The organism is Hydrogenophaga sp. PAMC20947 (assembly GCF_004795855.1).
In the GTDB taxonomy this organism is placed as follows: Bacteria; Pseudomonadota; Gammaproteobacteria; order Burkholderiales; family Burkholderiaceae_C; genus Hydrogenophaga.
In genome coordinates, this window is the sequence record NZ_CP039252.1 from 4,117,857 (window position 1) to 4,137,269 (window position 19,413).

Annotated in this window: 15 protein-coding genes; 9 read left to right on the forward strand and 6 right to left on the reverse strand. The window is 61.7% G+C overall.

The features are described from left to right. Positions 1–356: 356 nt before the first annotated feature. A complete protein-coding gene (locus E5678_RS18840; protein WP_247596830.1) occupies positions 357–1,427 on the reverse strand; it encodes a WYL domain-containing protein in 1,071 nt (356 codons plus the stop codon). On the opposite strand from E5678_RS18840, the gene E5678_RS18845 reads away from it, so the two are divergent. From E5678_RS18845 to E5678_RS18855, 3 genes are all read left to right on the forward strand, one after another. Next, positions 1,413–2,492, forward strand: coding sequence for a metallophosphoesterase (locus E5678_RS18845; RefSeq protein ID WP_136179954.1), 1,080 nt, complete (start codon positions 1,413–1,415; stop codon positions 2,490–2,492). The two genes, E5678_RS18840 and E5678_RS18845, sit on opposite strands and share 15 nt — an antisense overlap. Before the next feature lie 946 nt (positions 2,493–3,438). Continuing rightward, positions 3,439–5,052 carry a cation:proton antiporter gene (locus E5678_RS18850; RefSeq protein ID WP_136179955.1) on the forward strand — a complete coding sequence of 538 codons (1,614 nt, stop codon included), beginning with the start codon at positions 3,439–3,441 and terminating at the stop codon, positions 5,050–5,052. An 82-nt stretch (positions 5,053–5,134) separates the two neighbouring features. After that, a complete protein-coding gene (locus E5678_RS18855) occupies positions 5,135–5,404 on the forward strand; it encodes a hypothetical protein (RefSeq protein WP_136179956.1) in 270 nt (89 codons plus the stop codon). A 135-nt stretch (positions 5,405–5,539) separates the two neighbouring features. Here the strand turns inward: E5678_RS18855 and E5678_RS18860 are convergent, their stop codons facing one another. Continuing rightward, positions 5,540–6,571 (reverse strand): isocitrate/isopropylmalate family dehydrogenase, encoded by a 1,032-nt coding sequence (locus E5678_RS18860; RefSeq protein ID WP_136179957.1) that lies wholly within the window; start codon positions 6,569–6,571, stop codon positions 5,540–5,542. Between the two features lie 524 nt (positions 6,572–7,095). On the opposite strand from E5678_RS18860, the gene E5678_RS18865 reads away from it, so the two are divergent. From E5678_RS18865 to E5678_RS18890, 6 genes are all read left to right on the forward strand, one after another. Continuing rightward, a complete protein-coding gene (locus E5678_RS18865; protein ID WP_136179958.1) occupies positions 7,096–7,458 on the forward strand; it encodes a carboxymuconolactone decarboxylase family protein in 363 nt (120 codons plus the stop codon). A gap of 614 nt (positions 7,459–8,072) precedes the next feature. After that, the gene (locus tag E5678_RS18870; protein ID WP_136179959.1) at positions 8,073–8,456 is read left to right on the forward strand and encodes a hypothetical protein; all 384 of its coding nucleotides are present in this window, start codon (positions 8,073–8,075) and stop codon (positions 8,454–8,456) included. A gap of 70 nt (positions 8,457–8,526) precedes the next feature. Then, positions 8,527–9,042 carry a histone gene (locus E5678_RS22375; RefSeq protein ID WP_168708608.1) on the forward strand — a complete coding sequence of 172 codons (516 nt, stop codon included), beginning with the start codon at positions 8,527–8,529 and terminating at the stop codon, positions 9,040–9,042. Between the two features lie 645 nt (positions 9,043–9,687). Further along, positions 9,688–9,990 (forward strand): hypothetical protein, encoded by a 303-nt coding sequence (locus tag E5678_RS18880; protein WP_136179961.1) that lies wholly within the window; start codon positions 9,688–9,690, stop codon positions 9,988–9,990. Continuing rightward, on the forward strand, positions 9,987–14,042 hold the full coding sequence (locus tag E5678_RS18885) for a PAS domain-containing protein (RefSeq protein ID WP_136179962.1): 4,056 nt from the start codon (positions 9,987–9,989) through the stop codon (positions 14,040–14,042). The genes E5678_RS18880 and E5678_RS18885 overlap by 4 nt, the downstream gene beginning before the upstream one ends. Positions 14,043–14,552: 510 nt before the next feature. Then, on the forward strand, positions 14,553–15,230 hold the full coding sequence (locus tag E5678_RS18890; RefSeq protein ID WP_136179963.1) for a nitroreductase: 678 nt from the start codon (positions 14,553–14,555) through the stop codon (positions 15,228–15,230). 253 nt (positions 15,231–15,483) lie between these two features. Here the strand turns inward: E5678_RS18890 and E5678_RS18895 are convergent, their stop codons facing one another. From E5678_RS18895 to E5678_RS18910, 4 genes are all read right to left on the reverse strand, one after another. Continuing rightward, positions 15,484–16,515 (reverse strand): isocitrate/isopropylmalate family dehydrogenase, encoded by a 1,032-nt coding sequence (locus tag E5678_RS18895; RefSeq protein WP_136179957.1) that lies wholly within the window; start codon positions 16,513–16,515, stop codon positions 15,484–15,486. 76 nt (positions 16,516–16,591) lie between these two features. Continuing rightward, positions 16,592–16,888 (reverse strand): alkylphosphonate utilization protein, encoded by a 297-nt coding sequence (locus E5678_RS18900; protein WP_247596831.1) that lies wholly within the window; start codon positions 16,886–16,888, stop codon positions 16,592–16,594. 78 nt (positions 16,889–16,966) lie between these two features. Next, complete coding sequence (locus E5678_RS18905; protein ID WP_136179965.1) at positions 16,967–18,613, reverse strand: SulP family inorganic anion transporter; 1,647 nt, start codon at positions 18,611–18,613, stop codon at positions 16,967–16,969. After that, positions 18,610–19,404, reverse strand: coding sequence for a fused MFS/spermidine synthase (locus E5678_RS18910; protein WP_136179966.1), 795 nt, complete (start codon positions 19,402–19,404; stop codon positions 18,610–18,612). The genes E5678_RS18905 and E5678_RS18910 overlap by 4 nt, the downstream gene beginning before the upstream one ends. Between the last annotated feature and the right edge of the window lie 9 nt (positions 19,405–19,413).

Sequence of the window (19,413 nt, forward strand, 5' to 3'; positions counted from 1 at the left end):
AAATCCTATGTGATGAGGGGTTGTCGTGCTGCCCTTGGTCATACCGCTGCTGACGACTGGGATCGGTATCTGAGACTCGTCGGGCGACGCAAAGTTTCAGCAGGTAGCTTGGCCCTGTTCTGGTTTGAGGGCTTTGGACATGGCGTGGGCCTTCCAAGCCGACTCACTTCATGGCCCGCGAAGCGCCCGCGCGCTGGCTCGAGGCGCCCAATGGGGACACCGCTGGACAACGGGTTCCAGCTGTGGGATCACACATGGTTGGCCACCAGCGCCCAGCGGCGGTCAATCTCCTGTGCTCTCTGGTTTCATCTTGTTTCTTGACAAGGGGTCTGTGAAACCAGCCGTGAGCCAACGGCTTATCTATTTGTCCCAGCTTGGAATCCGGGTGCGAGCGGGGCACTGCCCACACCGTCCAGCTGCGTTGGGTCGGGCAGCCACAGCCTGAACGCTGGGCCCTTGAGGTGTGCATCACGGCTGCAGTCCACCTGCCACTGCCGCAGCACGTACCCTGCCATCGCGGCCCTGAGCGTGACATTCAGGCGACCGCGCTGCATGCCAAAGTCCCGTGCGATGACTTTGGGATGGAGGTGTGATGGGTGGGGCAGAAGGGTCAGGCTGACTTGGCGATGCCACTGTGCATCTGCGCTTGCCCGCTCTTCGGGGGCCAGTGCCCTGGCGGACTTCTTGGGGGCGACACGCTCCATGCGGGTGAGCACCAGGTCTCTGAAATGGCCCTTGGTGCGATCGAATGCGCGCACGTGCCAGCGCAGGCCTGAATCGACCAGCGAATGGGGGACGATTTCGCGTGGTTCAGGCCCGTTCTTCATGGATTGGTAGTTCAGCGCCAGGACCTGGCTGGCACAGATGGCGCGGGTCACAGTGGCCAAGGTCTCCAGCGAAGGAAGATTCAAGTGTGCGGGCACCGCATGCGACAGCAGCTCGCCGGTTGTGGCAGGCTCTCCCGCGCCAAGGCCCGTGGTCAGCGCGGCGAGCACCTGGCCCACGTCGTGCTGAAAAATGGGTCGAAAACCCGGGGCGTATCGGTAGGCCTTGCGTTCGTAACAGACGTTACCTGGGGCCAGCTCCTTGTAAAGTGACAGGTCGCGGGTGCCCGCAGCGGTCGCCAATTCAAAGCGTTCGAGTACATGCTTGCGGGCGATCTCGCCATGGAACCACACCTTGAACTCGATGTAGGCCAAGCGCTTTCGTTGCGCCGCAGACAGTTCGATAAGTGTGGAATGGGTCGGCATGGTCACCTGTTGCGATAATTTCGGGCAAATGAATTCTAGGTCGATCGAATCAAAATGACGTGATAATAAAATCAATCCAATTGATTTGTTTATTGGGTCGACTTGCAAGCTGTTGCTGAAATTTGCGCGGCAACCGGCCCTTTGAATGTTAGGAGCAATGCAATGGGTCTGGTTCAAACACTGCCTGATGGTCCGCTGGACATCGTGGGTGATATCCATGGCGAGTTTGAGGCGCTGTGTGCCTTGCTGGAGCACCTGGGTTACGACGAGAATGGCCAGCATGCGCAGGGGCGAACGCTGGTGTTTGTCGGCGACCTCTGTGACCGGGGACCGGACAGCCCCGCTGTCTTCAGCTTGGCAGAGCGGTTGATCCATGCCGGCAGGGCGGTTGCGGTGCTGGGCAACCATGAGGTCAACCTGCTGCGACAAGACCCCAAGGAGGGAGCGGGATGGTTCTTCGATGAGCGTGTCGATCGGGATCAGTCGAAGTACGCACCCTTTGCACGACCCACTGAGTCTGAGCGCGAACGCATTGTGGCGTTCGTCTCCACGCTTCCCGTCGCGCTGGAGCGGTCAGACCTGCGCGTGGTCCACGCAGCCTGGTTGCAGCAACACATCGATGCCGTGCGAGACATGCCTGTGGAGGCATTTCGGCAGACCTACGACGCGTGGGAGCAACTGGCCACCGACATCGCCAGCAACACGGATCTGGGTGAGCGCATGCAAGCGGAGGTCGAAGACTGGCCCTGGGGCGTGGAAGACCGGGAGCGGCGACCGCCGTTCCTGCATGCACGGGCCGAGCACGAGGTGAACAAGCAAACGCTCAATCCGTTGAAGGTGCTGACCTGTGGTGTGGAGCGCACTGGCAAGCAGACCTTCTATGCTGGAGGCAAGTGGCGTTTTGTCGACCGCATGGCCTGGTGGGACGAGTACGACCAGGCCATCCCTGTGGTGGTGGGCCACTACTGGCGCCAACTCAACCCGGTGGATCGGACCAACCTGGGCAAGGAAAACACAGACCTCTTCGAGGACATCTCGCCGTTGCACTGGCATGGCAAACACCACAACGTGTTTTGCGCGGATTTCTCGGTGGGCGGTCGTTGGGCGGCGCGCAAGTCAGGCGGTGTTTTGCACCACGATTTCAAGCTCGCGGCGCTGCGCTGGCCGGAGAGGGTGCTGCAGTTTGATGACGGCAGCTCAAAAACCACCGAAGGGTTCCAGGCTTCAGCCGGTGTGGCGTGAGCAGCGCCACAGTACCGAGATCGCGCACCTGCAGTGGGCCGGCATTGCGACCTTGAGACCGAACAATCTGAAATAGACACACGGGTCTGCCAACGCGCGACCGGGTGGCTTGCGGGTCAATCCCCCATCGGCACACGCCCGGGCAGCCGATCAATTTGGGGCCGGCGCATACAGGGACACAACGGGTTGAGATCGCGGCCCAGGCCTGGCTTTTCAACACGGTGTCCCCGCCAAATCCAAGGCAAGGACGGGCGCGCAAAGCAAGGGGGTTTGGTGTGACCTTTGGAGGTTTTACTGGTCTGTCCAATGTTTCAATTTTTGCGCACGATGGACAGATGCTGGAGCAACGAAAACACCGGGCCAACCATGCAGCAACGTTCGGATGCAGCGCTCAGCTCTGCCGTTGGCTCGGCGTGTGCAGATGCAGATGCGATTGATGCCCAAACGATGCAGCCGCTGGATGAAACCTGCATGACTTGCAGCCCGATGCGTTGTGCGTCATTGCCGGCGCTACCCCCGCACCCGGGGCTGTGGCGCTGTGCAACACCGCCAGCAGGAAAGCGGGGCTGCATCCCCATACCAGGCTCCGTGCCATTGAACGCGCAACAAGCCAGAGCCGCCAGCCCTGCCTGGTGAGCCCCCGTAGCGTGTCCACCAGCCGGGGCACGACCAGCCGACCCGTCTGTGCCGTCAGCTTCAGCAAAACGAATTCAAGCCTGGCGCGCAAGCGCGCTTCATCCGTGCACTTTCCGCCTCGCACTTACGTGCTCATTGCGGAGCAATGGTGGAGTCATTCGCATACTGCCTCCATATTCGACCAACATACTCCGGGCTGTTGCAGCGGACCGACAGTTCGCCCGCTGCTATCGATCATTTCGCGTGCCTGCAGGCTTCCAGGCCCATGGCCCGCGGTTGATTGCAATGCGTGACCGCAGGAGTTTTTGTGATGTCGAACATCGAGTTGGCCTTTGTCGTGGTGTGTGTCGTGGCCGTTGTACACGCCATAGGACGCCATGTGCTTGTTCCCTCGGCCATCTTGCAGATCGCCGCCGGGGCAGCCCTGGCGGCCTTGGTTGACATGGGCGACTTGCGCGAGCAGTCGGTTTTTCTCTTCGCTGTCGTTGTGCCGCCCCTGCTCTACGTCGAGGCGCGCCGGATTCCAAAACGGGAACTGTTGCAGTCCGTCAAACCGGTATTGGGCATGACCATCGGCCTGGCAGCGCTGACCATTTTTGTGATCGGCTTTGGCCTGCATGCGATCGCTCCAGACATGCCGCTGGCCATGTGTTTCGCGCTCGCCGCCGCGCTGGCGTCGACCGACTCCATGGCGGTCAGCCGCCTGGTGCACAGGCTTCCCCTGCCTCCGCGGTTGCAAATCCTGCTGAGCGGTGAGAGCCTGCTGAATGACTCGGTCGCACTCGTCGCGTTCAAGGTCGCCATGGTGGCCTGCGTGACGGCCGAGTTTTCCACCGGGCAGGCTGCAGCGTCGCTGTTGGCCACCAGCGTGGGTGGCCTGCTCGCCGGTATCGTCGTCGCTGTGATTGGCACCGCTTTGCGGCGCCTGCTGCAATCCGACGGGACCGACAGCGCGCGTGTGGATACCACCTTGTCCCTCCTGACCCCCTACGCAGCCTATCTGGTCTGCGAACAGTTTGCGGTGTCAGGTGTGTTGGCCGTGGTGGCCGCCGGCCTGTGTGCCGGCCGGCTGGAACGCAAGCACTTGCGCGCGGACACCCGCTTGCACGCCAGCGCATTGTGGGGGATCGTCACCTGGGCCCTCAATGGCGCGGTGTTCGTGATGTTGGGGCTCCAGATGCGCCAGATCGTGCACCAGGTCGATAGCTACAGCGGCGTTCAACTGCTGGGGTATGTGGCCGTGTTGACGTTTGCGCTGTTTGCCTTGCGCCTGCTGTTGACCTTGCTGCTGGATGGCCGCACGCACCGTGATCCGGACCCCCGTCCGAAAGCCGTTTCTGGTTTTGGGCTGCTGCTGGTGCCGGTGTTAAGCGGGGTCCGTGGCTCATTGGCCCTGTGCGCGACGCTGTCCATACCGCTGTTCACAGACAGCGGCGCCGCGATGCCGGGTCGGGACCTGGCGATTTTTCTGTCTGTCAGCGCCATTGTGGCCACGCAGATGCTCTGTGGCCTGATGCTGCCGCTCCTGAAGTCCCTCGGAGATGACGAGGTCGACAACACCATGCCGACGGTGCGACGCGCCCGCTTGGCCATTGCCGGCGCGGCCGTGCGGACGATCGACAGGACACCGTTGAACGCGGTGTCGACCCAGCTTCGGGATTGGGCGATGGCGATGCGAAACCTGCATGAAAGCCGCATGGCCTCTTCGCAATCGAACGACAACATCGCTGTGGCGCATCGCGCAGAGCTGACCGCCCAGCGCGACCTGTCGATGCGCGTCCTGATGGCACAACGCCGGGCGCTGCTCCGTTTGCAAAATGAAGAAGGCGTCGCAGTCGCCGTGTTGCAGGATTTTGAGGTTGAGCTGGACCTTGTCGAAATTGCACTGAGCCGCCTTGAGTGGTTTGATCCGAAACCCGCATGAAGCTGCGCGCCTCGCTGATACGCACCGAGAGGCGATGCCGCCACCCCTGGCTGGATCCCCCGAAATTCGAGGATGAAAACTGGTGCGCCTGAATCAACATCGACCAGGGACCGGAGGTCCGCGCGGCACTGGCCCTGGTCTATTTCCGTTTGCGGTGATCGGCATCGTGGCCGGCGCTCTGACAGGCAACCCTGTCGAGCAGCAGCAGGCCCAGGCGACCTCGGGCCGCACCGATCGGGTATCCACCGACCTTGACGATGGGTACAGCCAAATTTTCGGCGTGATGGAGTTGAACGGACGACACACCGGAGAGCGTGTCCAGATCGAACATGGGCGGATCAAGCCCGTGTAAGGATGACGTGCCCGGTCAAGCGCTCTCGCGCGGCCCTCAAATGACCAGGCGGAGACGTCAGGCCATGGACGCGGGAGTTTGAATGGCCATCGGGATTGAGGGGCGAGCGAGTTTTGAAGGCTTCGAGGCCGGTGCTCAGCCGTTCGAGATGCGGTCGACCAGCGCCTTGGTGAATTCTGCCGTGGTTGCCTTGCCACCCAAATCGCCTGTCCGGACTTTGTCGACGTTCAGCGTCGCATCGAGCGCCTGGCGCAGGCGTGTGGCTTTTTCCGTGAGTTTGACGTGGTCAAGCATCAACGCGGCTGCAAGCAGCAGGGCTGTGGGGTTGGCGACCCCCTTGCCAGCGATGTCCGGCGCTGAGCCGTGGACCGCTTCAAAGATCGCCGCATCTGCACCGATGTTGGCCCCCGGTGCCATGCCAAGTCCGCCGACCAGGCCCGCCACCAGATCGGACAGGATGTCGCCAAAAAGGTTGGTGGTGACCAGCATGTCGAATTGCAATGGGTTGAGCACCAGCTTCATTGCGCAGGCGTCAACGATGATGGTGTCGAGTTCAAACTTGCCTTTGTACTTGCGTTCGTACAACTCCAGGCCAGTTTCCAGAAAAATGCCCGTGAGCGCTTTCATGATGTTGGCTTTGTGCACGATCGTGACCTTTTTGCGGCCAGCGGCGATGGCGTGTTCAAAGGCGAACTCCAGCAGCCGGCGACTGCCTGCGCGGGTGTTGATCCCCGTGCCCATCGCCACGGCATGCGGGTCGTCATCGATTTGCACGTAATGCTCGTGTCCGATGTACAGACCTTCAAGGTTCTCGCGCACCACGACGAGGTCGACGTTGTCGAAGCGCCCACCGGGAATGATGGTTCGGGCTGGCCGCAGGTTGGCGTACAGCTTGAACTCTTCGCGCAGCCGCACATTCGATGACCGGTAGCCCCCACCCGAGGGCGTTTCCAGGGGGCCCTTGAGCGCCAGGCGCGTGCGGTGGATGCTGTCAAGGGTGGCCTGTGGCAAGGGGTCTCCGGCCTGCTCGACGCCTTCGAGCCCCGCGATCTGTCGGTCCCAGTCGAAAGGCGCCTTGAGTGCCTCAAGAGCAGCCAGCGTGGCATCGACGATCTCGGGACCAATGCCATCGCCAGGGATCAGGGTGGCAGGGATCAATGTTGTCATGGTAGAGGTCCTGGAAAAGATGGGTTGTAAGAAAAAACGTGTGAGCGTCAGCGGTGACCCGTGCATGAGCAATGGGCAATGGGCAATCTGCAATCTGTCTAGATTAACTGTTCAACAACACCTGACACTGGCAGCCTTCAAGGGAGGTGTCTGATTGCGCATGCGGTGCCCACCTTCACCGACGGCAGAGGCCTGCCCTCAGGCGCATCAAAGGCTCGCGACTGGAGATCGACTTTGTCACAAACACCCAGCAGCACGGCACCGGCCAGGGCGTGTTGCTGGGCGTTGGTGGTGCAAACAGGGCCTTGTTCTTCGTTCATGTACTGAAGACGACGATAGACAGGAAAAAGGCAGTGCAAACAATCCAATCGTGTCACGAAGTGTTGTGAGGTCTGGCGCACAGACCAATCACTTTTCCTGCGATAAGTTGCATCGATGAATCGAAAGTCGCAAGCGTTGTGCGTCTTCGTGACGGCTTGTTCGTCTTCATCTATGAACGTTATCCAACCCTACAGGAGAAAACCATGAACGCCAACGACATTCTTGAGATGATGCGCAAGGGCATGGGCCAGGTGCCCGCTGCGATAGAAAAATCGGTGCCTGTCGACCCGGCGCTGATTCAGGAGCATATGCGGTCCAAAGCCTTTGCCATGCCAGCCGAGAACCCAGCCCTGGACGAAGACACACGGACCTTGATTTACCTGGCTGCGGCGCTGGCGGGCACGAGCCCTGCCTGCGTGAAAGCCATGGCCAACAAGATTGCCCAGCTAGGCATTGCCGCCGACAAGGTCGTCGAGACCGTGCATATCGTGCGGCTGGCGATGGCCACCAAAATCATTGGGGATGCCGAGCCGGTGTTTGACGCATTGGCGCGCAAGCCCGATTGAGGGTGCGGCAACCTGTTTGGCGTTTGCGTGTGGGTCAGGTTCCGCAGCACTGCGTCAGTTGAAAGGCATCGTGAGGCCCAGACTCTGCCCCCCACAACAGACGCCCGCCCGTCCTGTCACGATGGCAAAAGTGCAATGGCCTGGCAACCGAGCTGTTGTTGTGGACTCAAGTTTGACATGTGGGAAATGCTGCCGAGATTCGGGTGCCACGGTCAACGAACCGATTCGTCAAAACTGACAACGTGTTGCATGGTGATCGGTAGGTTGAGCCAAAACCGGCGAGTTTCGCGGTATCTGAGCAGTTCGGCATCGGCACGCACAGCCTCTGGCTCGGTTGAGCTGAACTTCCGCAATGGGTAGATTTGGGCCCATTGTGATCGGCTGTTTTCGGCCATCAGCGGTCTTGGCTGAGTGGCCGTTGTGAGTAAGCGCCGCTTGATCTACAGACAGCGTCAATACCCAGATCGTCGGGCGGCCAGCGGTCAGCCAGCTGGACCAGACCGCGCGATCCTTCTTGTTGCTGCACTCACTCAGTTCGAGTTAGGCGTTGTGCACGACGCGCTTCGGGGGGGGTGGTCCGTCGTCAGGCTGAGGTAGCGCCCCTCGACTGGACCGTGGCCGAACGGGATCGCCATGCCATTGCTTTGCTGAGTCTCGCGCCGGCGATCGACGTTGTTCATTTTGACACCCTCGAAGGCCATCTGGCTGGAGGCAAAGTTGAAGCCCTTGCCCTTCAGCGCGCTCATCAGCGTCTGACGCCTGTCCAATTTATGGCTCTGGCAGCAATGGCATCGGGGCTAAAAACAATGGATTGCTGCCAAGCAGCTTGGTCGCGAATCAATTCGATCGCTCAAATTGAACGTCACTTCGTTGGCTTCAGACACCACGTGCGCCTTGGTCGGCGCGAATTACAAAGGCGGCCTGCCTCCCGTTCGGGCCTGCAGGATGTGCTTTGTGTTGTGAGCATGCCGCAGACAGGCGATTTTGAACTGACATAACCTCATACTCAGCGTAGATTTCAGAGCACTGCATTTTTCGCAGGCATCCGTTCACATTCAAAGGAAGAACATGGCAACCCGCAAGACCACCAAAAAGTCTGAACTCGCAACCGCCGGCGCACACCTGAGTTCCGCTGTCCAGGAAGTGGGCACCGCCGTTTCGCACAAGATCAGCGGCCTTGTGAAGGCTGCCGAGAAGCAGCTCGCGAAAGCCCAAGCAGAGCTGTCCAAGGCGGGTACATCCGCCGAGAGGTCGGTCAAGGCCGCCGAGAAGAAGCTCGAAGCCACCAAGCGCAGCACCAGCAAGCGACTGGCTGCTCTGCAAGTTGGCGCCGAGCGCAAAGCCAAGGCTCTGCAGAAGGCTATCGAGAAGGAAGCCGCTGCGCTGAAGAAGGCTGTCGCCGCGAAGACCAAGACTGCTGCGCCGAAGAAGGCCGTCGCCGTCAAGACCAAGACTGCTGCGCCGAAAAAGGCAGCAGCGAAGGCACCGGTCGCCAAAAAGGCTGCTGTGAAACCCGCTGCCAGGAAGCCTGCAGCCAAGAAAGCCACGGCCAAAAAGGCCATTGGCAAGAAAGCCGGCAAGTAAGTCGGACTGTCGGGCGGTGGACCTATTGACGGTCTGCCGCCTGGCTGGTGCCCGGGCCTGTAGCCTGCGTCGGCAGGTTGCGAGGCGCTCTGCCTGTGTCATGAAGCGCGGTGCGGGTGGGCGCTTTGCGGCGCCTCGGCCAATGGTTCGAATGACGGCAACGGGTCGACATGGTGGACTGTCCAAGGGATAGGGACAGGTTGTCCATTCGACTGGGGACAGTCCACCCTTGAAGTCCTCAAGCGCAACAGAGCGGTGTGCAGTCAGCTCGTTCGCATGAATATCGAACCCACTATACTGGGGGTCAACGACATTCAGGTGCGTGTATGCATGGGGCTGCAGCGGTGAAACCCTGGGGTTTCCAATGGGCATTGTTTGCAGCATGTGAGGCCAAAACGCTCGGTTTTGGCAGGGTGCCGCTCGGCGAAGCGGCCTCTTCGTTCCCCATAACAAGATCCTAGGATGGCTCCATTCTCCGCTCCGACAACCTGAACTGCACCCGAACCAGGCAACGGGCCTGTCGCACTTGGCTGCAGCGGCGACGGACATCCCCGGCATCGACCCCTGTGGTGGCATGCCGCAGAGCTCGACGTGCTGTTGAGGGCGCTTCACCTCGAGATGCTGGCCAATCGCACAGAGAACTTGATGCTGTCGCGTTCAAAGAAATTCAAAGACCTGACTGAGTTGTCGATGACCTGCCCACCCGACGATAGCCTCGGGGTGTACTTCGCGGGCTGTGCCTTGAATTCGGCACCTGCCATGCGCCTCTTTGAGGCTGGGTGCCACAGGAGTAAGGTCGACGGTATGCTCAAGTCACCAATGCGGCTAAAACCGGAGCGCCTGCCTTGTAGCAAGAACGGCGACAAGGCGCAGATTTGCGACACGGCGACGCTGACGGCGTTGCTGGGCTTGCCAAAGGACTTTGTGGCGAAATCGGACCACCCATGACCGAGCCGCACCCCCATGCCGAGTCGGATCGAAAGGCGCGGATCGCAGCGCTCGTCGAAACCTTGCACGCCACCGAGCTAGAACTTGCGACGCTGATCGCTGCTGAGGTCGACACCGTGGCGAACCAGGCTGACCACAGCCTTCTGCTGCAAAACGCCCAGGCACAGGAACCGCACCAAGATTCAATACCCCACAGGGCGTTGCTCGACGCGCTACCGATCCGCATCGCTCTGCTCGATGCCCATGGCGTGATCGTCGCGGTGAACGAGGCTTGGCGTTGCTTCACCAACGCGAATGGCCTGCGCGACGTCAACCACAGCGTTGGCCGCAACTACCTCGATACCTGCGACCCGTTCCCCGGATCGGGCGCGGCGCTGCGCGCCGTACTCGCCGGGGAAAGCAAGCATTTCTCGGGCGAATACGACAGTGACACGGATGTCGAGCAGCGGCGTTACCTGCTCACGGCAATACCGCTGGAGGCGGGATGCGCTGGCGGCGCGGTGGTCATGCACCTCAACATCAGCGATCGCGCCGAGCAAGCGACACTGCCGAGCGCCCGTTTGCTGCAGGCCGTCGTCGACGGCAGCCCCAACCTCGTCTACGTCAAGGATATTCAGGGGCGCTATCTGCTTTGCAACAAAGCCCTTGCCGACTTTATGGGGCGATCGATCGAACAGATTTTGGGTTGTGACGACCACACTTTATATGGGAAGGCCGACGCCAGAATTCTTGTCGACAATGATCGGGATTTGTTTGCGGCAGGCACTGTGCAGGTTTCCGACAAGTGGCTCACAGGTGTGGGCGGCAGGCGCAACTTCAGGTCAACGCGTGTACCCTACCGCAACGCCCAGGGTGAGCTGGCTGGTGTCATTGGCATCGCCCGGGATATCACCGACGACATCCTGGCACAGCAGGCCTTGCGCGACAGCGAGGCCATGCTGGACATGGCGGGCCAGATGGCCAAGGTGGGCGGCTGGCGAAGGGACATGAGCAACGGGCATCTGTACTGGTCCGACATCGTGGCCAGCCTGCACGACGCACCGGCTGGCTACTCACCCTCGCTGGACGAGGGTATTGCCTCGTTCGTTCCCGAACACCGCGCCGTTGTCCGAAAAGCCGTTGAGCGTTGTGGCAAGTTCGGTATCCCCTACGACCTGGAGGTTGAGAAGATATCGGCCACTGGACGCCGTTTCTGGGTGCGCACGATGGGCGAAGCGGTGCGAGATGCCGCAGGCCGCATCGTGTACACCCAGGGCGCGCTGCAGGACATCACCGAACGCAAGCTGGCCGCGCTTGAAACGCAGAAGCTGGCGGCACGACTGACCAATACGCTGGAGAGCATCACCGACGGCTTCTTCACCGTCGACAGGGACTGGCAGATTACCTACGTCAACGGCGAGGCCGAGCGGCTGTTGGGACGCACCCGCGGCGCGCTGCTCGGGTGTGACTTGTGGGCGGTGTACCCAGATGCGCTGGGCACGGATTTCGACCATGGTTTTCACCGCGCGATGGGCGGAGAAACGGGCATCAGGTTCGAAACTTTCTACCCGCCGTTGGATATGTGGATCGGTGTCGACTGCCACCCCTCTGACGACGGGCTCTCGGTGTATTTCCGCGACGTCAGCGGGAGGCGTGCAGCGCACCAGCAGTTGAAGCTGCTCGAGGCCAGCGTTGCGCAGCTCAATGACATGGTCGTGATCTCCGAGCCGGCACCCGAGCTGCCACAGGGCCTGCGCATCGTGTTTGTCAACGAAGCCTTTGAGCGCCTGACCGGCTATACCCGCGACGAAGTGGTCGGGCGCTCACCTGCCCTGCTGAGTGGGCCGCTGACCGACCGTACCGAGCTCGACCGCATGCTCGCGGCGATCGCCCGTTTCGAACCCGTGCAGGCCGAACTGCTCGAATACACAAAGGACGGCAAATCGCACTGGATCGAGCTCGACATCACACCGGTGGCCGTGTCGGGCGATCGATGCACCCATTTCGTGTCGATTGAACGCGACATCAGCGAGCGCCGCCAAAACGTGGAAGACCTCCGCCAGCTCAACGCAGGGCTTGAAGATCGGGTGCGCCATCGCACCCTGGAGCTGGAGCGTTCGCGCGAACTGGCCGAGCAGGCCAACCACGCCAAGTCCTCTTTCCTGGCGATGATGAGCCACGAGATCCGAACGCCAATGAACGGCGTCGTCGGCATGATCGACGTGCTTGAAGCCAGCCAGCTCCGACCTGATCAGCTCGACCTGGTGAAGACCGCGCGCGCATCGGCATATGCCCTGATGGCTATCGTCGACGACGTGCTCGATTTTTCAAAAATCGAAGCAGGGCAGTTCGACATGGACCACGAGCCGATGGACGTGGCGACGGTCATCGAAAGCGTGTGCGATGCGTTGCATCCCCTGTCCAAGAGCCAGGGGGTTGGCCTTCGGTTCTACACCGACCCGCGCTTGTCGCGGGGGATGTTGGGCGACGCCGCCCGGCTGCGCCAGGTGCTGACGAATCTGCTTGGCAACGCGATCAAGTTCAGCCACGGGCTGGCTCGCAGCGGTTCGGTGTCCTTGCGCGCGCTGTGCGTTGCCGATACGCTGGTGCTGGAGGTGGCCGACAACGGCATCGGCATGGCGCCCGAAACCCTGGAGCGCTTGTTTTCTCCCTTCACCCAGGCTGATGCCAGCACGACACGGCGCTTCGGTGGCACCGGGCTGGGGCTCAGCATTTCGCACCGCTTGGTGTCGTTGATGGGTGGCGAAGTGGCGGTCTGCAGTGTGATGGATGAGGGGACGACCTTCACGGTGCGCCTGCCCATGGTGCCGTTGCCTGACAAAGACACGCAGCCCGAATCGGTGCCACAGCCGCTGGCAGGGTTGCCCTGCCTGGTGGTGGGGAGTTGCACAGGTCTGGGCGCCGATTTGACCGACTACCTGAGTCATGCGGGCGCCTTCGCGACCTGTCAGCAGACCTCGGCGCAGGCCCAGGCCTGGTTGCGCAGCGGTGGCCTGGAGTGCTGTGTCGTCGTCATCGCCGACAACGCCGAAAACAGTGGTGCCATGATCGCGGCCTGCCGCGCCGCCGTGGCGGAGCACCCAGAGCTGGTGCTTGCTTTTGTGGTTGTTGAGGAGAGCGGCCGGGACCGGGCGCACCGGCAGGCGTCGGACCACGAGTGGCTCAGCGGCGAATGTCTGCACCCTGCCAAATTCTTGCGCAGCGTGGCCCAGGCGGCCCGACTCCAATCGCCGGAAGTTGCCCCTGAGATGCCGTTGCATCGGGCTCCTTTGCGCGATGAGATCCCCCATGGCGCTGGCCCGTTGATTCTGGTGGCCGAAGACAACGAGATCAACCAGAAGGTGCTGACACATCAACTCGCGCTGCTGGGCTACCGTGGCGAGATGGTGGCCAATGGCGTCGAGGCACTGGCCTGTTGGCGCCGGGGGGGGCATGCCCTGCTACTGACCGATCTGCACATGCCCGTCATGGACGGCTACACGCTGGCCGCAGCGGTGCGGGCCGAAGAGGGCGGTGCTGCGCGCTTGCCGATCATCGCGTTGACCGCAAACGCCTTGCGAGAGGAAGAGCTGCGCTGCCGCCAGGCCGGCATGGACGCCTACATGAGCAAGCCGGTTCGCCTGGAGCAGTTGAAGGCGACCATCGACGCCTGGTTGCGACCCGCGCCAACGCTGCCGCGCAATGCCGTGATAGACGAAGGGACACCCACCATGCCGCCACCGGTCGACTTGCGCGTGCTCGCCGACCTCCTGGGGGGCGACACGGAAGGGATGCAGGAAGTGCTGGCGTCCTTTCGCGCAAACACGGCTGGCTCTGCACTGGCGATAGCGAAGGCCCACTCCGCCGGTTCGGTGCAGGCCATGTTCGATGTCGCCCACAAGCTGAAGTCGACCGCGCGCGCTATCGGGGCGGTGCACCTTGGGCAGGTTTGCGCCGACATCGAAGCGGCAACCGCCAGCAAGCCGCACACTGCGATGTTCGATTCTCTGGTGGCGAATTTCGAGATCGAGTTGTTGGCCGTTCGTGATTTTCTCGACAAACAACAGGCTTGAGAAGATGGACTTTGAGCACCCCCGACCGGGACGTTGATGTTCGCCTGGATCAGTGGGGGTAGTCCACAGCCCTTGCATCAGGATCGCTTCAAACGTGATGCTGGAAGCATCGATTCGAACCGCAATTGCTTGTCAGAAATGTGAGTTCAAGGGCCGCCTGCGATCGACCGCAAGCGCTGCAATACGGACATATCAGCGCTAAATGAGTTTCCGCTTTGAACGGCGGATTCAACCGGTCGATGCAACACATTCGCTGAACATCTCAGCGGGTGTATGAAAGCCGCCGCATGGTCCAGCCTCATCTGCACCAGAATTCGGCCGATTCCGGGAATCCGATGTTGCATTTCCAGAGTGGACAAACAGCCGGCCGTGCGCGTGAGCCATTGGCTGGCTACGTGGTGCAGCGTGCCGCCTTGGTGACAAGCATTGAGGCGCGCTGCGCTAGCATCACCCACGTCCGGGCAGTCGGATGTTTTTTTGACCAACCCAAGAGATGAGGGCAAGACGCTTATGGACTTCGACCAAGTGGTGCAAGGGCGCCGCAGTATCCGCGGTTACCTGAACAAGCCGGTGCCAGAGGCGCTGGTGCGCGAGGTGCTGGGGCTGGCCATGCGCGCACCGACGTCTCTGAACACCCAGCCTTGGAATTTCTACGTGGTGGCCGGCGAGGTGCTGGACCGCATCCGGCGAGGCAATGTCGAGCGCAACCTGGCCGGCGTACCCCATTCGCGCGAGTTTCGGTTGGGCCCTGACTACGCCGGTGCTCACCGCGAACGGCAGATCGGCGTGGCCAAGCAGTTGTTTGCCGCGATGGACATCGCTCGCGAGGACAAGGCCAAACGCCAGGAGTGGGTTTTGCGCGGCTTCCGCCAGTTCGACGCACCGGTGTCCATCGTCATCACCTACGACCGCGCTATCTACGGCAGCGACGTCGCGCCTTTCGATTGCGGTGGCGTCGTCAATTGCATCGTCAATGCGGCATGGTCACGTGGCTTGGGCACGGTCATCAACAGCCAGGGCATCATGCAGTCGCCAGTGGTGCGGGCCGAGGCCTGCATCCCGGAAGACCAGGTGATCCAGACCTGCGTCGCAATGGGCTGGCCTGACGACAGTTTTCCGGCCAACGCGGTCGTATCTCAGCGCAAATCGCTAGACGAAGCTGCGGTGTTCCTGGGGTTTGACGACTGACCAGCGCTGGCCCGATGCGGGCGCAGATGGCATTGAACTGTCCGACTGCTTTCGCACGCCGATTCAAGCGGTCATTCGCGGAACAGGGGCCTCAAGCGACCGCTGGTTGAGACAGACCGGTCGCTCGATCAAGACCGGCCGTGGCAAGTCCCGGGGAGGAGTTCTTACACCCAGGTTGAGCCGATGCGCCCCACCCAGAGAGTAGGGTTCGCCTAACAAATTCAACCATCGAGGGTTGAGAGATGCAATCCACTCAGCCGTTCGAGATGCGGTCGACCAGCGCCTTGGTGAATTCTGCCGTGGTTGCCTTGCCACCCAAATCGCCTGTCCGGACTTTGTCGACGTTCAGCGTCGCATCGAGCGCCTGGCGCAGGCGTGTGGCTTTTTCCGTGAGTTTGACGTGGTCAAGCATCAACGCGGCTGCAAGCAGCAGGGCTGTGGGGTTGGCGACCCCCTTGCCAGCGATGTCCGGCGCTGAGCCGTGGACCGCTTCAAAGATCGCCGCATCTGCACCGATGTTGGCCCCCGGTGCCATGCCGAGTCCGCCGACCAGGCCCGCCACCAGATCGGACAGGATGTCGCCAAAAAGGTTGGTGGTGACCAGCATGTCGAATTGCAATGGGTTGAGCACCAGCTTCATTGCGCAGGCGTCAACGATGATGGTGTCGAGTTCAAACTTGCCTTTGTACTTGCGTTCGTACAACTCCAGGCCAGTTTCCAGAAAAATGCCCGTGAGCGCTTTCATGATGTTGGCTTTGTGCACGATCGTGACCTTTTTGCGGCCAGCGGCGATGGCGTGTTCAAAGGCGAACTCCAGCAGCCGGCGACTGCCTGCGCGGGTGTTGATCCCCGTGCCCATCGCCACGGCATGCGGGTCGTCATCGATTTGCACGTAATGCTCGTGTCCGATGTACAGACCTTCAAGGTTCTCGCGCACCACGACGAGGTCGACGTTGTCGAAGCGCCCACCGGGAATGATGGTTCGGGCTGGCCGCAGGTTGGCGTACAGCTTGAACTCTTCGCGCAGCCGCACATTCGATGACCGGTAGCCCCCACCCGAGGGCGTTTCCAGGGGGCCCTTGAGCGCCAGGCGCGTGCGGTGGATGCTGTCAAGGGTGGCCTGTGGCAAGGGGTCTCCGGCCTGCTCGACGCCTTCGAGCCCCGCGATCTGTCGGTCCCAGTCGAAAGGCGCCTTGAGTGCCTCAAGAGCAGCCAGCGTGGCATCGACGATCTCGGGACCAATGCCATCGCCAGGGATCAGGGTGGCAGGGATCAATGTTGTCATGGTAGAGGTCCTGGAAAGGGTGATGATTAAAGTGAAAACCTGAAAGCGCCGTCCGGCACGCGCAGGGGTGACCGGTTCACGCCTTCTTGACCATGGCAGATTTCAGCTGCATGGCCCCAACGCCATCCCCCTTACAGTCGATGTCGTGGTCGCCTTCAAGGCGGCGGTTGTTGCGGGCCTTGGTGCCCACCTTGAGCACCAGCGACGAGCCCTTGCGCTTGAGGTCCTTGATCATCGTCACTACCGTCGTTGAGTTTATTGCCCCAGCATCGCGCCAGTCACTGACGGTCTCGGTAGTTTCGGCTTCATCACCCGCGCGCCATGCGTGGCCGCAACCGGGGCAGGCGAGCAGATCGCCGTCCGGGTAGGCCATGGTGGGTTGGCATTTTGGGCAGGTAGGAAAACGCATTGGAATCAAAAAATGCAGTGCAAAACCGAAGGGAAAGAACGCTCAAGTAGGTGCTTCGGGCAAGCGGCGCAGCACGCCGGCCAGATCGTCGGCATAGTCGCCCTCGGCCAAAGTGTCGAGCACGCCGGTCTTCCAGAGCTTGGCGCGCACACGGTGATTGGCCTCGCACAGCATCACGCGCACGCCACGCTTTTGCAGCTTGCGCACCACGTCCTGCAGCGCCTGAAGGCCTGTGAAGTCCATGAAGGGCACCAGTCGCAGGCGCAGGATCAGCACCTTCGGGTCGGTGCGGGTCTGCAGCAGAATGCGCTCCAGGCTTTCCACTGCACCGAAGAAGAAGGGACCGTTGATCTCGTAGACCAACACGCCATCGGGCAGCACCGACTGTCCCAGCTCCTGCAGGGTAGGTTTGAGGTCGTCCTCGTCCAGCGACTGCACCTCCACCGACGCGGCCATGCGGCGCAGGAATTGCAGCGTGGCCAGGATGACACCCACGTTGACAGCCACCACCAGATCGGCGAACACCGTGAGCACAAAAGTGATGACGAGGATCAGCCCGTCGGCCCGTGGCGCCCGCAGCAGAATGTGCAGGAAGTGCGGAATCTCGCTCATGTTGTAGGCCACCACGAACAGGATGGCCGCCAGCGCCGCGAGCGGGATGTTCTGCGCCAGTGGCGCCAGGAACAGGATCACCGCCACCAGGGTCAGCGTGTGCGTGACGCCCGCCAGCGGGCTGGTGCCGCCGTTGCGCACATTGGTCGCGGTGCGCGCGATGGCGCCGGTGGCAGCGAAGCCGCCGAACAAGGGGGCCACGATGTTGGCCAGACCCTGGCCTACCAGCTCCTGGTTCGAGTCGTGTTTGGTGCCGGTCATGCCATCAGCCACCACCGCCGACAGCAGCGACTCGATGGCGCCCAGCATGGCGATGGTGAAGGCTGGCCCGATGAGCTGGATCATCTGCGTCAGCGTCACCGTGGGAATGGACAGGCTGGGTAAGCCCAGCGGAATGCCGCCGAAGGCCGTGCCGATGGTGGCCACGCCCGGTATCTGCCAGACCGACTGAATCACCGTGGCCACCACCATCGCCGTGAGCGGCCCTGGCACCCGCGACATGCCCCGGATGCGAGACGAGTACAGCACCAGCAGCAGACTCAGCACACCCACGGCCAGTGTCGGTACATGCACCTGCGTGATCACGCCCAGCAGGTGTATCAGCTTCTCGTGGAAATGTTCACCGCCGGTGACGGGCAGGCCCAGGAAGTCGCGCCACTGGCCCACGAAGATGATCACGCCGATGCCGCTGGTGAAACCCACGATCACCGGCGCTGGAATGAAGCGGATCACCGCACCCATCTTGGCTACGCCCATGAACAGCAAGATGAAGCCGGCCATCAGCGTGGCCATGCGCAGGCCATCGATGCCGTACTTGGCCGTCACCCCCGCGAGGATGGCGATGAAGGCGCCGGTTGGTCCGGCGATCTGCACCCGGCTGCCACCGAGCAGCGACACCATGAAGCCACCGATGATGGCGGTGTAAATACCTTGCTCAGGTCGCGCGCCCGAGGCAATCGCAAAGGCCATGGCCAGCGGCAGCGCCACCACGCCGACGATGACGCCGGCCACCACGTTGGGAAGCAACCGGCCCTTGCCGAACTGGCCAGAGCGTTTGGCCTCCAGGATGGTGATCACCCGTATTCCTTGACCCTGCGTGCCGCTCGCAGCACGTCGTGCAGATCGGCTTCAATGCCCAACCAGGCACCTGGCGCCATGGACGCCGGGCGCACCAGGTGCTGGGGCAGCCGCGCGTCGATGGCCGTGTCCTTGCGCGCGAAGACAATGGAGTTGCCGCATTCGCGCGTACTCACCACGAGTGCGTTGCCGTCAAAGGCCAAGGCAATCCGTTCCATGAACACGCCGTAGTAGATGTCCAGCTCGTGCAGGTTGCACAACACCACGCCGCCGTGGCGCAGCAGGCGTTGGCAGTGGTGGTAGAAGCTCTGGGTCCCCAGGGCTGGCGCCATCTGCTCGGCCTCGAAGCCGTCGACCAGGATCACGTTGAATCGCTGATCGTCAACCACCGCCACAAAGTCAGCACCGTCGGCCCAGACCACGCGGAAGCCCGACTGATCGGACGGGATTTCAAACTGATCGCGCAAGGCGATCACCTCAGGGTCGATCTCTACTACTGTGATGTCAGATCCCGGCAGGTGCTGATGGCAGAACTTGGGCAGCGAACCGCCGCCCAGCCCGATCATCAGGATGTGCTGTGGTTGTGGCTGAAACAGCAAGAAGGCCATCATCAGGCGCGTGTAACTCAACACCAGCCGGTCGGGGTCGCGCAGATCCATCGCACTTTGGATGTCGGTTGTGCCAAAACGCAGCTTGCGTTTGAAGCGCACGTGATCCACCCGCGCGCCGTTGTTGAGCAAACCGGCCTCGCGTCCAGCGGTGGCGCTGGAATTGGTGCTTGATGCAGTCATGTCGTCAAG

Coding starts and splice junctions, on each gene's coding strand:
- E5678_RS18900 (WP_247596831.1), bottom strand. CDS start 16,888: ATGGCCTACCCGGACGGCGATCTGCTCGCCTGCCCCGGTTGCGGCCAC.
- E5678_RS18860 (WP_136179957.1), bottom strand. CDS start 6,571: ATGACAACATTGATCCCTGCCACCCTGATCCCTGGCGATGGCATTGGT.
- E5678_RS18890 (WP_136179963.1), top strand. CDS start 14,553: ATGGACTTCGACCAAGTGGTGCAAGGGCGCCGCAGTATCCGCGGTTAC.
- E5678_RS22375 (WP_168708608.1), top strand. CDS start 8,527: ATGGCAACCCGCAAGACCACCAAAAAGTCTGAACTCGCAACCGCCGGC.
- E5678_RS18910 (WP_136179966.1), bottom strand. CDS start 19,404: ATGACTGCATCAAGCACCAATTCCAGCGCCACCGCTGGACGCGAGGCC.
- E5678_RS18885 (WP_136179962.1), top strand. CDS start 9,987: ATGACCGAGCCGCACCCCCATGCCGAGTCGGATCGAAAGGCGCGGATC.
- E5678_RS18880 (WP_136179961.1), top strand. CDS start 9,688: ATGCTGTCGCGTTCAAAGAAATTCAAAGACCTGACTGAGTTGTCGATG.
- E5678_RS18850 (WP_136179955.1), top strand. CDS start 3,439: ATGTCGAACATCGAGTTGGCCTTTGTCGTGGTGTGTGTCGTGGCCGTT.
- E5678_RS18895 (WP_136179957.1), bottom strand. CDS start 16,515: ATGACAACATTGATCCCTGCCACCCTGATCCCTGGCGATGGCATTGGT.
- E5678_RS18845 (WP_136179954.1), top strand. CDS start 1,413: ATGGGTCTGGTTCAAACACTGCCTGATGGTCCGCTGGACATCGTGGGT.
- E5678_RS18865 (WP_136179958.1), top strand. CDS start 7,096: ATGAACGCCAACGACATTCTTGAGATGATGCGCAAGGGCATGGGCCAG.